The organism is Brevibacterium sp. FAM 27836, assembly GCF_051351055.1.
Lineage (GTDB): Bacteria > Actinomycetota > Actinomycetes > Actinomycetales > Brevibacteriaceae > Brevibacterium.
Genome location: NZ_CP195711.1, coordinates 2,235,099 through 2,249,342, shown reverse-complemented (window position 1 = coordinate 2,249,342; position 14,244 = coordinate 2,235,099). Strand labels below are relative to the sequence as shown.

Sequence of the window (14,244 nt, the reverse complement as noted above, 5' to 3'; positions counted from 1 at the left end):
CCGTCATGGATGCACGCTGAAGACGGACCGCCCTCCTCCGACGCCTGCCGAGGGCCATAGAGTGGACCCATGAACGACTCCGACGACGCAGCCACTCACACCGCCCCGACCGCAGCGGCGAACCCCGCCCCCGAAACCATGGTCGGCCGTACCGTCAAGGTGCCGGACACGATGACGACTCCCCCGCACACGGACGCGCAGATCCCCGCCTATCTCGAGGCACTGGGCCTGCCGGCGCTGGCCGACATCCACATCCACTTCCTCCCCGAGAACGTTCTGGACAAGGTGTGGGACTACTTCGACAATGCCGCGACGAACTACGGCCGCGACTGGCCGATCACCTACCGCTATGACACGGACAGGCGTCTGCGCATCGTCCGCGAACTCGGCAATCGCGCCATTCCCGCCCTGACCTACCCGCACAAACCCGGCATGGCCGCGTGGCTGAATAACTGGAATGCCGAATTCGCCGCCGCCCACGACGACGTCATCCACTGCGGCACCCTCTACGCCGAGCCCGAATGCGCCGACTACGTCCCCCAAGCGCTGGCCGCCGGGGCAACACTGTTCAAGATGCACGTCCAGGTCGGAGTGTTCTCCCCCGACGATCCGGTCCTCGACCCCGCGTGGGAGGCGCTCGAGACAGCGCAGGCCCCCATCGTCATCCACGCCGGATCCGCGCCCCTGCCCGGCAGATACACCGGCCCGCAGGCGGTGGCGAACGTCCTCGCACGGTTCCCCGACCTCAAGCTCGTCATCGCCCATATGGGCATGCCCGAATACGACGAATTCGCCTCCCTCGCCGAGGAGTTCGACAACGTCCACCTCGACACGACGATGTTCGCCTCGGGGTACTTCTCCTCCCCCGCCGAGGTGGACCCCGCCTACCGCGAGCGCTTGGTCGGACTCCAGGACAAGATCATCCTCGGTTCGGATTTCCCGAACATCCCCTACCCGTATGTCGACCAGATCTCAGGTCTCGCGGGGCTGGGGCTCGGTGACGACTGGATGCGGTCGGTGCTGTGGACCAACGGTGCCACAGTGCTCGGACTCGACTGAGGTTCAGCCGTTGCAGCTCACCCTGTCACTCGTTCAGGGCTCAGACCGAGCGCAGCCACTCATCAACGGTCACTGCGGACATCCTCGGTGCCGGTGGGATGAGGCCGTCTCGCGCGGTCGGTCCGGGCAGGGGGATGCCGATGACCTTCGCCGGTTTCGTCCCGGCATTCTGGGCGCGTCTCGCGGCCAGTAGTCGTGCGATCGCAGCGAAGTCACTGATCTGCGGTCCCGCGACTTCGACAGTGCCGCGCTCACCGGCGTCGATGGAATCGGCCATCATCCGCACCGCCTCGGCGACGGCGAGGGCCTGCACCCGCATCTTCGGCACGAAGCGCACGGGCCCGGCCGCGATCGTCATGGTGTCGACGAGTTCGAACCATTGGGCGGAACGGAACATCAGCAGCCGTTCTTCCGGGAGGAGTCGGCGATAGATGCGCTCCTGCATCGCCTTGCCCTGGTAGTAGCCCAGCAGACGGGACTCGGCGGCTTCGGGGCGGAAGGCGATCGACAGGCACGCGACCGCAGTTCCGGGGTACTCTGCCGCGGCCCGCGCGATCGACTGCGTGCTGCGGGAGAAGAAGTCGATGGCTTTGCGGGGTTTCGTCGTCAGGCGGTTGACGCAGTCGACGAGGGCATCGCTGCCGTCGGCCGCCTCGGCGACTCCCTCCCCCGTATATGTGTCGACGCCATTGCCGCGATGCGCGGGAATGACCTCGTGATCGCGGGAGCGCAGGAGATCGACGAGGCGGGCGCCGAAGGCTCCGGTGGCTCCATAGACGGTGATGCGCATGACGGATCGGCCTCTCAGACGTCGCACGGGCGGGACCGTCAAGAGCCCGCCCGTGCGCCGGTCGTGTCTCAGTTCTGGCTGACCGTGACCATACCAGTGTCAGCTGTGGCCGAGATCGGAACGAGGGTCTTGCCCTCGGCGTCCTTCGGGTCCTTGCTGACATCGTATTTCTTGAGGTCGGAGGCCATATCGACCGAACCGTCGTTCGACTTCGCGTTGATCCGGTAGACGAAGTCCTTGCCGGTCTTCTCATTCGCGAGTTCGAGGTTCGGCAGCCGCAGGTCGATCGACCCCTCGTCGGTCTTCGCGCTGATGCCGCCGGAGGGGATCGCTTCGTCGGTGAATTCGAGGTCGAGTGTTCCCGTCGAGGTCACGGCATCGACATGATCGTTCACGGTGAGATTCTCTCCGCTGATGGTGCCGACCCCGGTCTTCGCTTCCACGGTGTCGAAGGCGCCGTCGAGCGAGGTCGCTCCCCAATCGGTCGAGGTGTGCACACGGTCGGCGGCACCCGTGATCGACAGGCCCCCGCCGTCGGTGTCAGCGAAGATCTCCGCATAGTGGCCGTCGACGTCGAATCGGCCGTAGTTCCCGTCGAGGTCGAGCGTGAGGCCACGAGCGAGGTTCGCGGGGAGGGTGACGATGATCCGCGTGTTCTGCAGTTTCTTTCGGTGGGGCAGGTCCACCTCGGCGGTGTCCTTGTTCTGCTCGACCTTGAGGTCGGGGGAACTGTCGCGGGGGCCGGTCGCGGTGAGTTCGACAGTGGGCTCGGCGACGTCGGCGGTCGTGATGTCGACGTCGGCACCCATGCCGAGCTTGATCTTGAGCTCCTTCATCGTCGGCGGCAGGGCCTTCTCAGCGGCGATCTCACCGTAGTGCAGGCGTGAGGCGCCGTGGGCGGTGGTGACGATGATGGGGGTGAGGAGGACGACGGCTGCGAGGATGATGAGGGTCGCACGCAGACCGACGCGAGCGGATTCGCTGATGCGAACTGTGGCAGGCATTCTAGGCTCCGAGGAATGTGAGGACGGCGAGGACGCGTCGGTTGTCTGAGGTGTCGGCGGTGAGGCCGAACTTCGTGAAAACCGAGCTGATGTGCTTCTCTACTGCTCCGGCACTGAGATAGAGGGTGCGGGCGATGGCGGCGTTGGATTTGCCTTCGGCCATGAGTTGGAGGACTTCGACTTCGCGGGGGCTCAGGGTCGACAGTCCGTCCTTTTTGCGGGTGCGCACGAGGATCTGGGAGACGACTTCCGGGTCGAGGACGGTACCGCCTGAGGCGACTTCGTCGACCGCGGCGAGGAAGTCTTCGACATCGGCGACACGGTCTTTGAGCAGGTAGCCGAATCCGCCGGTGTTCTCGGCGATGAGTTCGGAGGCATACTGCTCCTCGACGTACTGGCTGAACACGAGGACCTTGACGTCCGGGTTCTGTTTGCGGATGAGCACGGCAGCGCGAATGCCTTCGTCGGTGAATGTCGGGGGCATGCGCACATCGATGACGGCGAGGTCCGGCGGATCGTTGTGAACGACGGCCAGCAGTTCGTTCGCATCGGGCACGGCCGCGATGATCTCGTGTCCGGCGTCGGCGAGCAGCCGTTCGAGTCCGGCCCGCAGGACGGCAGAGTCTTCAGCGATTACGATGCGCATGGCACCTCCACAACTACAGTCGTTGGCCCACCTGCGGGGCTGGTCAGATTCAGTGTGCCACGGGCGGCTTCGACACGGTCGATGAGACCGGCGATTCCGGTGTGGCGTCCGGAGCGGTCGACGCCGGCGCCGCCGTGACCGTTGTCGGTGACGACGATCTGCACTCCGATGTCGATCGGGGCGATGAAGACGCTTGCCCGGGTGGCGCCGGAATGCTTGGCGATGTTCGTCAGGCATTCGGCGACGACGAAGTAGGACACGGCTTCGGCTTCCCGGCCGATCCTGCCTTCGAGGCGGACGTCGACGTCGACGGGGATCGTCGATCGGCCGGCGAGGGCGGATACGGCGGCGTCGAGTCCGCGGTCGGTGAGCACGGCCGGGTGGATGCCGCGGGCGAGCTGCCTCAGTTCGGTGACGATGCCCTTCGCCTCGGTGTGGGCTTCGGCGACGAGTTCCTTGGCGCGTTCGGGGTCGGAGTCGATCTTCGACTTCGCCATGCCCAGGGTCATGGTCAGTGCCACGAGGCGGGGCTGGGCACCATCGTGGAGGTCGCGTTCGATGCGCAGCCGCTCGGCGGCGGCCGCCTCGATGCCGGCCATCCGGGCCCGGTCGAGTTCGGTGACCTCGGCCTGGAGGGCCACGGTGCGTGCCGGAGCGAGCAGCGCCCGGTCGAGTGCTCGGTCGAGGAATGGGGCGAACCACAGGATGGCTGCGGAGCTCGCGAGCACGATCACCGAACCGATCGCGACGCCGATGCGGGCCGGGCCCTCGATGTCGGTGCTGATGAAGAAGGCGTTGACGCCGGAGGGATTGATCGCGGCGAAGATGCCGTAGAGGGACCCGCAGATGCCGGCGAGGGTGCCGGCGACGATGATCGCGCCGAAGAGCATCTTGATGTAGTGGTGGGCGGTCGAGCGCCAGAACGCTCCGGATTTCACCTGCAGCCAGCGGTTGTGGAGGAAGCGGGTGAAGCCGGGTTCGCGGATGCTGCTTTCGATCTTCGGAACGGGGATCTTGTCACCGTAGATGAGTTCGGCACGGTAGCGTTCGGCGACATTCGCGCCCTGCTGGACGAGTACCCACACGAGGAGGGCGATCACACCGAGACCGAGGGCGAAGATACCGCCGATTCCGGTGAACAGCAGACCGAGGGGGACCCAGGCCCAGATGACGGCGAGGACCGCGGAGAGCACGAGGTTCGCGACGCCGATGATTCCGGTCGATCGTTTGGGCCAGGTGATGGGGCCGTCCGCGGGGATCTCCGTGACGTCGTCGTCGGTCAGCGGCAGTGAGCCGGTCACCGGGGCGAAGGAGACCGGTTCGGTGCGCGGCTTCCGGCGCCGAGGCGGCTGCGGGGCAGGCATCGCACGAGGCATCGGGCCGGGGGCGGGCATCCCGGGCTGCGGCTGTGCGGCGTATCCGGGTTGCTGGGCGCGGTTCGGTCCCTGGGGGTATGGGGTCTGGTGTCCAGTCGGGCCGTAGGCCGGCTGACCCGCGGGACCGTAGGACGGTTGCCCTGCCGGACCGTAAGGCGGCTGACCCGCCGGGCCATGGGGCGGCAGACTCGCCGATTTCTGGGGATGCGGTCCGGCAGAAGCGTGGGGCGGCTGGCCTGCCGATGACTGAGGACGCGGTCCGACCGACCCATACGCTCCCGAAGCTGCCGGGTAGGTCATCGGCGTCTGTGGGGAGCGCGGCTCCTGCCCGTAGACGCGGGTCGGGTCCGGCCCATACTGTCGGGGCGGAGCCTGCTCATACTCTCGGGTCGGGTCCGTCGCGAACGGCACATCGAGGTCGAGCGGCTTCGTCCGGAACTGCCCGGCCTGGCTGGCTGTCGCTTCGTCGAACTCTGCGGTCGGCGGGGCGCTGACGATTGCCTCGGCGCTGATGGACTCTTCGCGCTCGTCGGGGGTCTGAGTCTCGCTCGGATCGGTGCCTTGCGGCTCCTGATCCTGCGGGTTCTCGGGGGTCTTCTCACTCATACCGAATACGCTACGGGAGTCGAAGTCGCGCGGACAGCACGAAGACCTCCGACCCCGCATCGGGTTTTCCCCACAGGCCGTGACCGCGCACACTGCCGCGGCGGCCGACGATCCATCGAGCCCTCCTTCCCTGTAGTCCTACTTCATCCCTGCGGCGGCGAGCGCACGCCCGGTCGCCGTGTTCCCGATCCCGCTGACGAGCCCGGAGTAGAGCACCTTGCCCCCGTGCCTTCCGGGCCCCGGCCCGAGGTCGATGAGCCAATCGGCCTGCGCAATGACCTCGAGACTGTGCTCGATGACGACGACCGTGTGGTCGTGAGCGATGAGGTCGTCGAGAACCGCGAGCAGCCGCGCGATATCGCTGAGGTGCAGCCCGGTCGTCGGTTCGTCGAGCAGATACAGGCCGGGCTCGGTCGCGTCCCGCAGTTCCTTGGCGATCTTCACCCGCTGAGCCTCACCGCCCGACAGCGTATTGAGCGGTTGACCGAGCCTGAGGTACCCGAGCCCGACTCGCTCGAGATGCCTGAGCCGGCGGCGCACGGCGGGCACCTCGAGGCGGTCGAGCGCCTCAGTGACGGTGAGCCCTTCGACATCGACGATCGAGAGTCCGTCGACGGTGCGGCTCAGGGCCTCCTCGGTGAATTTCGTTCCTCCGCAGCTCGAGCACACGGTCTCCTGCCCGTCCATGAATGCCAGATCCGTGTAGATCACTCCAAGGCCCTTACAGTCGGGACACCCGCCGTCGGAATTCGCGCTGAAGAGGCTCTCGGGCGCGCCGGTGCGGGTGGCGAAGTGTTTGCGGATCGCCGAGGCGATGCCCGTATAGGTGATCGGTGTCGAACGGCGGTTGGCCGCGACCGGGCGTTGGTCGATCGTCGTTGCGGCGAATTCGGCGACGAGTTCCTGCCCGAGACTCGACTTCCCCGAGCCGGCAACCCCAGTGAGCACTGTCATCACGCCGATCGGCACGTCGACGCTGACATCGTCGAGGTTGTTCCTCTGCGCGTGCTCCACGCTCAACCATCCGGCCGGTGAGCGGGGCTCGTTCCGTGGCTGCACCTCGGAGGTGAGCATCCTGCCCGTCGGACCCGCAGAGTTCCTGAGCCCGTCGAATGCCCCTTGGAAGACCAGCCTTCCACCGGCCGAGCCTGCACCGGGTCCGATCTCGATGATCTCATCGGCTTGTTCCATCACCGCAGGATCGTGTTCGACGACGAGGACCGTGTTGCCGCGGTCGCGCAGCTGCCGCAGAAGTTCGATCATCGCGTTGATGTCGTGCGGGTGCAGCCCCACGGTCGGTTCGTCGAAGACGTAGAGCATCTCCGTCAGGCTCGAGCCGAGGTGCCTGACCGTCTTGATCCTCTGCGACTCTCCGCCCGACAGCGATGACGTGGCCCTGGCCAGATGCAGGTAGCCCAGACCGATCGTCTCCAGAGCTTCGCACCGCTCATGCAGTGCCGCCACCACTGTGTGGACCTCCGGCCGGTCCATCCGCTCCACCACGGTGCGCAGCTCGGGGATTTCGAGGGCAGTCAGTTCGCCGAGCGTGTGGCCGTCGACGGTCGCGGTTCGCCCAGCTTCGTTCAGCCGTTGCCCGTCGCATTCCGGGCAGCGCGCCGACTGAGTGTAGTCCGCAATGGCTTTCCGTTTGCGTTCGGACAGCGTGTCCGAAGTGCGCAGATAGATCCGTTCGAATCGCTCGACCACTCCTTCGTAGTCGGCAGGAACCTCGACGCCCAGGCTCGACAGGGCGTCACCCCCATAGAGCAGGGCGTCCAGATGTTCCCGTGGCCAGCTGCGCAGCGGAGCCTCGGTGTCGAAGGCGCCGATGTCGGCGTACTTCGAATGCCAGTACCCTCCGGGACCGAATCCGGGCAGCGCAATTGCGCCTTCACCGAGGCTGCGATCCAGGTCGAGGAATCTCTCCACTGATGGGGCGACCACTTCGCCGATGCCGGAACATTCGGGGCACATCCCCGCAGGGTCGTTGAACGAGAAGTGCGAGGACTCTCCGACATACGGTTCGCTCCGCCGTGAGAACAGGAGCCGCAGATACGACCAGATATCCGTGATCGTGCCGACCGTCGACCGGGCGTTCCCGCCGAGGCGGCGCTGGTCGATGACGATGACCGGTGACAGTCCGTCGATGCTGCCGACGTTCGGCCGTGTCCATTTCGGCAGCCTGTTGCGGACGAAGGGCGGATACGTCTCATTGAGTTCGGCTCCCGCCTCGGCGGCAATGGTGTCGAAGACCAGTGACGATTTCCCTGACCCCGAGACACCCGCGATGACGACGAGGCGACCCCGCCGGATATCGAGATCGATGCCATGAAGATTGTTGGTCTCCGCGTTCCTGATACGGATGGTTCGTTCGCTCATGTGTCTGAGGCTATTCGGTGATCCGGTCGGATTCTGTCCGCAATTCGTGCGACTATCGGACCATGCCTGATGTCACCCGCCGGATGCTCGATCTGCTCACTCTGCTGCAGACAGCACGTCGGTTCACCGGACCGGAACTCGCCGACCTCCTCGGCGTGAGTGAGAGAACGGTGCGGCGAGATGTCGATCGGCTCCGCGGCTACGGCTATCCGGTCGAGGCGAATCCGGGGCCGGGTGGCAACTACGGTCTCACCGCGGGCCGGTCCGTGCCACCGCTGATGTTCGACGATGATGAGGTCGTCGCGATCATGTTGGCTCTCGCGGCGAATTCGACTGCGGATTCGCAGCGACCAGGCAGCCTCGGCCACGCGATGATGAGGGCATACGGCAAGCTTGATCAGGTCCTGCCGAAGCGGCTGGCGATCAGCGCAGCGGCGATTCGTTCGAGTCTCGAGGCCGACTCGTTCATGACTCCGGAGATTGCGATCGGCGATATCACCAACATCGCCGCCGCTATTCATGACCGACGCGAGTTGGAGTTCGACTACCGTCGCGGCACTGAGCTCACCCACCGACGGGTCGAACCGCATAGGCAGGTGCATCACCTCTTGCGATGGTATCTCGTTGCGTGGGATCTCAACCGTGAGGACTGGCGGACATTCCGCACAGACAGAATCTGTGCATTGCGAGTACGCACCTCGACGTTTGAGCCTCGACCGATGCCTGTCGACACCGCAATCGGCCTCGTCAGGAGAGGAGTGAATCGCAACAGCAGGGAAGCCGTGTTCGTCGTGTCGGCCGCAGCCGCCGAAGTGACCGACATGCTGCCGTTCGAAGACCTGACGTTCGAGCCGCTCTCCTCACAGCGAACACGAGTGCGACTGTATTGCGAGGAATGGCATTGGCTTCTGCTCATCCTCAGTCACCTCACTGCCGACGTTGAGGTCGAGTCGCCGCAGGAGTGGAGGCAGCGAATCTGCGAGTTCGCCCGTTCGGTCTCCTGAATCGGCTTGCGGCGGCACGCGCGTGCATCCGGCAGCAGTCACCTCACCGCCTGCAGCACCGAGCATCCGTCACCGTTTGCTCCACACCGCCCCGGTGCAACGGGGCGTTTTGACGCTTAAGGTGACGGATGCTTCAGGCACCGGGAGGACAAGCCGCTATGGGTAGGCGGAGGCGCCAATGGTGAGGGATGGTCGCGGCGGATGGCTGTGCAGGTTATACGGGCACGCCGACCGGAGTGGTCGTCCCCGAGGCCTCCTCGCGGGCTGTCGTCTCGTCAGTCTTCGGGGAGCCGGCAGTCGCGGCCGTGGCGTCGAGGGCCTGGGCGAGGTCGGCGAGGATGTCGTCGATGTCCTCGATGCCGACCGACAGTCGGATGAACCGGCCCGAGATGCTCAGCTCGCTGTCGGCTACGGCCAGATGCGTCATCGTCGCCGGATGGTCGATGAGGGACTCGACTCCCCCGAGCGACTCGGCGAGCGTGATGAGCTTCGTGTTCGCCACCAGCGCCAGAGCTCGCTCCTCGGTGTCGGTGCGCAGAGAGACCACTCCACCGAAACCGCTCATCTGCCGCTTCGCCACCTCGTGCCCCGGATGCGAGGGCAGACCCGGGTAGACCACCTCGGCGACCTCTTCCCGGCCTTCGAGCCATTCGGCCACGGCCTGCGCATTCTCGCAGTGCGCTTTCATCCGCACCGGCAGAGTCTTGATCCCGCGCCTGGTCAGCCACGCGTCGAACGGAGAGACCCCCAGCCCGACAGAAGCCAGGTGGCTCTCCAGACGATTGATCACCTCGGCGGCGCGGGGACAGCTGGTCCCGTCGCCGGCGAGGACGGCACCGCCGATGACATCGGAATGGCCGTTGATGAACTTCGTCGTCGAGTGGACGACGATATCGGCGCCGAGCTCGAGGGGACGCTGCAGGACCGGTGTGGCGAACGTCGAGTCGACGGCCAGCAGCGCGTTCGCCGCATGGGCGAGTCGGGCCGCCTCGGCGATGTCGATGACGTCGAGCCCCGGATTGCTCGGGGTCTCGACCCAGATGATCGCGGTGCGGTCGTTGATCGCCGCCGCAAGTGCCTCGGTGTCGGTGAGGTCGACGGTGCGGATGACGACACCCCACCGCACGTACTCGTTCTGCAGCAGACGGAAGGTTCCGCCGTAGACGTCGCGCGGCAGGATCACTTCATCGCCGGGACCGAGCAGAGCGGAGAAGACGGCCACCTCGGCAGACGTGCCCGAGTTCACCGCAGCGGCGAAGGAGGCGTTCTCCAATTCGCACAGCGCCTCTTCGAGATCGCTGCGGTTCGGGGTGCCCGTGCGGGCGTAGTCGAATCCGGCACGGGTCTCTCCCGGGGTGTCCATCTGATAAGTCGAAGTCTGGAAGATCGGGGCCACGACCGAACCGGTGTGCGCCTCGGGCATGGCGCCCGAGTGCACCGATCGGGTCGAGATTCCGGCGGGTGTGGTGGGTTCGTAACGGGGTGAACTCACGGCGGATCCTTCCTTCACTGATGAACACCGCTGCATCTGCGGTGACTATCAGTGTGATCCGCCGGCAACCGTGCGTGCGCATCCGGTGACGCACACGGTCACTGCCTGTCATATGACGTTGATCATCGTCATCGTTCGACATGAGAGGTCACGTCGCTCGCCGAGGCGGACGGCCACTCCCTTTACGGACGACCGCTGCCGTCACGGACGCCCGCTGCCCTCACAGACGACTGCTTCCGCCACGGACGATCTCTGCCGTCGGGCCGGCCCTCACCCTGCCAGGAGTTCACGGTCGTCGGAGATCGCCGCGACGGAGGCCAGGATCGCCCCGGCGATCCTCTCGTTGTCGGCAAACACCGGCGCACCCGTGTGCGGCCGGCTGAATGCCTCAGCGGTCGATCCCGAGACCGCGGGACCGAGCAGGAACAGGTCCGGCTGCGCCTCACCGTCCGCATCGAGTGCGCGGCCCGTCTCGTCCGTGCGCAGCTTCGCGTGCGCCGTATCCTCGAGCAGCAGCGCCCCGTCCGAGCGGAGTGAGGCGAGGGCTGGATCCGCGGCGCGCTCGGCGCTCTGACGGGCCAGGCGGGCGTCGACGAAGTGAGTGAAGGTCTTCGCCTCCGGATGTGCCGTCGATCGCGCGGTGAAACCGAACTCATCGGCCTCGACGCTGAGCCCGGGACCGAGGAAACGCACGAGCCCTGCGTCGTGGAGGGCGAGGATCTGCTTGACCCGCACGGGCGGCGGGCCGCTGCCGATGAAGGAGAACAGCGAGTGGAAGCTGCCCTCGACGAACTCCGTGCGATCACTGTGGCTGACTCGGCCGTCACGGACCAGCGTCCTGATCGCCACATAGGACTTGACCAGGGCCTCGAACACCACGAGGTCGGCCGAATGCTCGGCATCGGCGCTGCGCCGCAGGTGGCCCTCGATGTGCTCGCGCACGCTGACTTCAGCGCTGGCGAAGTCCTCGCAGCTCAGATCGTCGAGAGGCCGATCCAATCGAGCCAAGTCGAACAGGTCGTCCGGGTCGGTGACGACCGCCCGAGCAGCCGCAGCGATGGCCTCGACGCAAGCACGGTGTCGCGGCGCATGGGTCCGCCGGCCGGCGGCGACGTCGCCTGCGCACGCGGGTCCGGTGGCGAGACCTGTCGAGACCACCTCGTCGGCGGTTTCATCGATGAGCGTGAGAAGTTCGGGAGCATCGATCCCGCGCTTCCACAGCACGTGTGCGTAGTGGGCATAGGTGAGTTCGAGTTCGAACAGCGGTCCGAGCACAGTCGGAAAGTCGATGACCGTACTCGCCCTGCCGGAACGGTGTCCCCCGCCGAGGTGATCCCCCGCAGCCCTCTCGCCGCCCTTGCCGCCGTCGCTGTCTTCGTCGAGGCGGCTGAGATACCGCAGTTCGACCTCGGGGGCGCCGGGGACGGCGGTCCTGCTGTAGCCGAGTTTCGGGCTGTAGGAGATGCCGCGCGAAGACCCGACCCACAGCACCGGTTCGCCGCCCGAGGGACGGTAGATAAGGTTCTCCCCTCTCGGAGCGAGCTCTCCGCCGCGGCCTTCGGTGACCATGACCATGAAGTCGAGGAACGCCAACCCGAAACCGCGGGTGAGCACCTCGGCGCCGGCGGGAATCGCGGAGAAGTCGAGGTCGGCGGTATAGCCGGGAGCCTGATAGTAGAGACCGGCTCCCCTCGCCGAGGCGGTCGCACGGTTGCCGAACTCCGCGTCCGCGGCGGCCGGGTGCATGTCGAGGTGACCCTGCGCGGAGACGAGGACGTCCGCGGTGATCGTCGCACCGGTCGAGGTGGTGACCGTGAAACCCGAGCCGCGATCCACCCGCCGCACCGACTCGGCGCGGACCCGGTGGATGTGCACCTCGGCGGCGAGCTGGTCGAGTGCGGTGTCGAAGGCCGCAGACAGGTAGTGGCCTTGGATCCGTCGGCTCGCGAAGGACTGTGAGTCGAGCAGCGCCGCCTCCTCGGCGAGTCCGCACCTGGAGAGTCGCTCGCGGCCGGGCCCGTGAATCCATTCGTGCAGGGTCGGGCCCCGAACCCCGGGACGCTCGAGGCGGCAGGAGTCGTCGGGGAAGATCGTGATGTCCTCGGTGCGGGAGTTCATCCACAGATGCGGCGACTGCTCGGTCCGCCAGATCCGTCCGGGCCCCGGCGAGAACGGGTCGATGAGGTGGATGCGCAGCCCCGCCCCGGCCTCCTCGGCGGCGGCGATCGCGAGGAGGATGCCCAGGGTCTTCGGTCCGGCGCCGATGAAGGCGAGGTCGGCGCGGGGTCCGAGCGAGCCATCATCCCCGACACGACCGCCGCTGATGACCGCCGACCGCTCACGCATCGGCATAGGCGCTCACAGCCGGCCCCACGCCGAGGCGGCTGCGCAGATCCGCTCCCGTCGTGTTCTCCCGCAGTCCCGCCGACTGCAGCGCCGGGAGGATCTCGGAGACGAGCCGGACGCTGAACTCGAGCTGCTCGGCGACGGAGGCCGAGAAGAGGACCCCGTCCGCCCCGCGTCCGCGGAGGATGCGCACCGAACCGACGATGTCGGCCACTTCGGTCCGGCGATCGGCTGCGGGCAGGATCGCGAGCACCGGGGTCTCGGGCGCGAGTTCGGCACGCAGCTCTTCGAGTGAGACCGTTCCGGAGGCTTCATCGACGAGGACGATGTCGGCGGCGGCGCGGGCGGCTTCATTGCCCGGTTCGGCGCGGACGACAATCGGCGGATGGCCCTGCGGCGGGCGCGGCGTGATCGAGGGGCCGAGCACCGAGTAGTCGGTGCCGGTCGAGTCTGGCAGCTTCGCCTCGACGTAGTGGAGGCGGTCGCGATCGATGTACCGGTCGGTGCTCTTGTCGCGGATGATCGCATCGTCGTCCCAGGAATCCCAGAGGCGCCGGATGACATCGATGACCGCGGCCGCTTCGGCCCAGGCATCGACCGCCGGAGCGGCTGCGCGGCGGCCGAACAGCTCCGCCTCGGCGGCGCTGTCGGAAATCCCGACGGACAGGCCCGCCCGTGCCCGGGCAGCGTAGTCGAGCGTCGCCGAGGCTGTGCTCACGTGGAAGGGTTCGAGATGGGTGATGCGCACCTCGGGGATCAGCCCGAGGCGGTCGGTCAGCGGCCCGAGCCAGGACGCGAATTCGACAGCGTCGAGGTCGGAGAAGTCATCGGGCACGAGTGCGAAATCCACGTGCCCGTCGAGGGTCTTCGCCGCGGCAAGACCGGTCGTGAGGTCCGGGGTGAGGGTGGTGGCGATGAGCGCGCTCATGAGGGGTTCCTGTCGGTCGTGATCGGGGTGGTGATGAGGGATTCGGGGTCGACCGCCTCGGCGTGGGTGCAGGATCGGGACCGCACGGTGAGTTCGGAGTCGAACTGGTCGATGGCGTCGATGACGTCGAGTTCGACGGACTCGTCGATGCTTGCCGGGCTCGACTCGGTGGCCGGGAGGATGTTCTTCGACAGGACGAAGCGTCCGCGGCCGATCGAACTCGCTCCGAGCGTGGCCAGCAGCGGTTTGAGGCCGAAGTCGAGGGCGAGGACGTGGGCGGCCGATCCGCCGGTGAGGACCGGCAGCACGGGTTTGCCGTGCAGAGCGTCCATCGGCAGCGCATCGACGAAGACCTTGAGCAGACCCGTGTAGGTGGCTTTGAAGACCGGCGAGCCGACGACCACGGCATCGGCGGATGCGACGGTGGACCGGGCCGAGGCGATGAGTTCGTCGCTCGTATCCCCAGCCAGCAGCGGCCCGGCGGGCAGGTGCCGGAGTTTGATGAACTCCGTGCGGTGGCCGTATTGGCCCAGCCTGCGGCCGATGAACCCGAGCAGCGCCTCGGTCTTCGAATTCTCCGCTGGGCTCGATGAGAGCAGGACGACACGTGCCAT

At 66.8% G+C, this 14,244-nt stretch carries 11 protein-coding genes; 2 read left to right on the top strand and 9 right to left on the bottom strand.

Going from position 1 to position 14,244, the window contains the following annotated elements; all coding sequences use genetic code 11:
• Positions 1 to 69 precede the first annotated feature (69 nt).
• Complete coding sequence (locus ACSE4D_RS10105) at positions 70 to 1,059, top strand: amidohydrolase family protein (RefSeq protein ID WP_436325900.1); 990 nt, start codon at positions 70 to 72, stop codon at positions 1,057 to 1,059.
• A 40-nt stretch (positions 1,060 to 1,099) separates the two neighbouring features.
• Here ACSE4D_RS10105 and ACSE4D_RS10100 read toward each other — a convergent pair whose 3' ends face one another.
• The 5 genes from ACSE4D_RS10100 to ACSE4D_RS10080 all read right to left on the bottom strand — a co-directional run bounded on the left by ACSE4D_RS10100 (position 1,100) and on the right by ACSE4D_RS10080 (position 7,860).
• Complete coding sequence (locus ACSE4D_RS10100; protein ID WP_436325899.1) at positions 1,100 to 1,876, bottom strand: SDR family oxidoreductase; 777 nt, start codon at positions 1,874 to 1,876, stop codon at positions 1,100 to 1,102.
• Between the two features lie 41 nt (positions 1,877 to 1,917).
• Positions 1,918 to 2,853, bottom strand: a complete 936-nt coding sequence (locus ACSE4D_RS10095; protein ID WP_436325898.1) for a hypothetical protein — start codon at positions 2,851 to 2,853, stop codon at positions 1,918 to 1,920.
• A 1-nt stretch (position 2,854) separates the two neighbouring features.
• Positions 2,855 to 3,499, bottom strand: a complete 645-nt coding sequence (locus ACSE4D_RS10090) for a response regulator transcription factor (protein ID WP_135539755.1) — start codon at positions 3,497 to 3,499, stop codon at positions 2,855 to 2,857.
• Positions 3,487 to 5,481: a histidine kinase gene (locus tag ACSE4D_RS10085; protein WP_436325897.1), complete on the bottom strand. Its 1,995-nt coding sequence runs from the start codon at positions 5,479 to 5,481 to the stop codon at positions 3,487 to 3,489. The genes ACSE4D_RS10090 and ACSE4D_RS10085 overlap by 13 nt, the downstream gene beginning before the upstream one ends.
• A gap of 138 nt (positions 5,482 to 5,619) precedes the next feature.
• On the bottom strand, positions 5,620 to 7,860 hold the full coding sequence (locus ACSE4D_RS10080; RefSeq protein WP_436325896.1) for an ATP-binding cassette domain-containing protein: 2,241 nt from the start codon (positions 7,858 to 7,860) through the stop codon (positions 5,620 to 5,622).
• A 62-nt stretch (positions 7,861 to 7,922) separates the two neighbouring features.
• Here ACSE4D_RS10080 and ACSE4D_RS10075 point away from each other — a divergent pair, with 62 nt between their 5' ends.
• Complete coding sequence (locus ACSE4D_RS10075) at positions 7,923 to 8,864, top strand: helix-turn-helix transcriptional regulator (RefSeq protein WP_436325895.1); 942 nt, start codon at positions 7,923 to 7,925, stop codon at positions 8,862 to 8,864.
• A gap of 214 nt (positions 8,865 to 9,078) precedes the next feature.
• Here the strand turns inward: ACSE4D_RS10075 and ACSE4D_RS10070 are convergent, their stop codons facing one another.
• The 4 genes from ACSE4D_RS10070 to ACSE4D_RS10055 all read right to left on the bottom strand — a co-directional run bounded on the left by ACSE4D_RS10070 (position 9,079) and on the right by ACSE4D_RS10055 (position 14,244).
• Positions 9,079 to 10,356: a trans-sulfuration enzyme family protein gene (locus ACSE4D_RS10070; protein WP_436325894.1), complete on the bottom strand. Its 1,278-nt coding sequence runs from the start codon at positions 10,354 to 10,356 to the stop codon at positions 9,079 to 9,081.
• Between the two features lie 270 nt (positions 10,357 to 10,626).
• Positions 10,627 to 12,702, bottom strand: coding sequence for an FAD/NAD(P)-binding protein (locus ACSE4D_RS10065; RefSeq protein WP_436325893.1), 2,076 nt, complete (start codon positions 12,700 to 12,702; stop codon positions 10,627 to 10,629).
• A complete protein-coding gene (locus ACSE4D_RS10060; RefSeq protein ID WP_205683341.1) occupies positions 12,695 to 13,630 on the bottom strand; it encodes an LLM class flavin-dependent oxidoreductase in 936 nt (311 codons plus the stop codon). The genes ACSE4D_RS10065 and ACSE4D_RS10060 overlap by 8 nt, the downstream gene beginning before the upstream one ends.
• The gene (locus ACSE4D_RS10055) at positions 13,627 to 14,244 is read right to left on the bottom strand and encodes an NAD(P)H-dependent oxidoreductase (RefSeq protein ID WP_436325892.1); all 618 of its coding nucleotides are present in this window, start codon (positions 14,242 to 14,244) and stop codon (positions 13,627 to 13,629) included. The genes ACSE4D_RS10060 and ACSE4D_RS10055 overlap by 4 nt, the downstream gene beginning before the upstream one ends.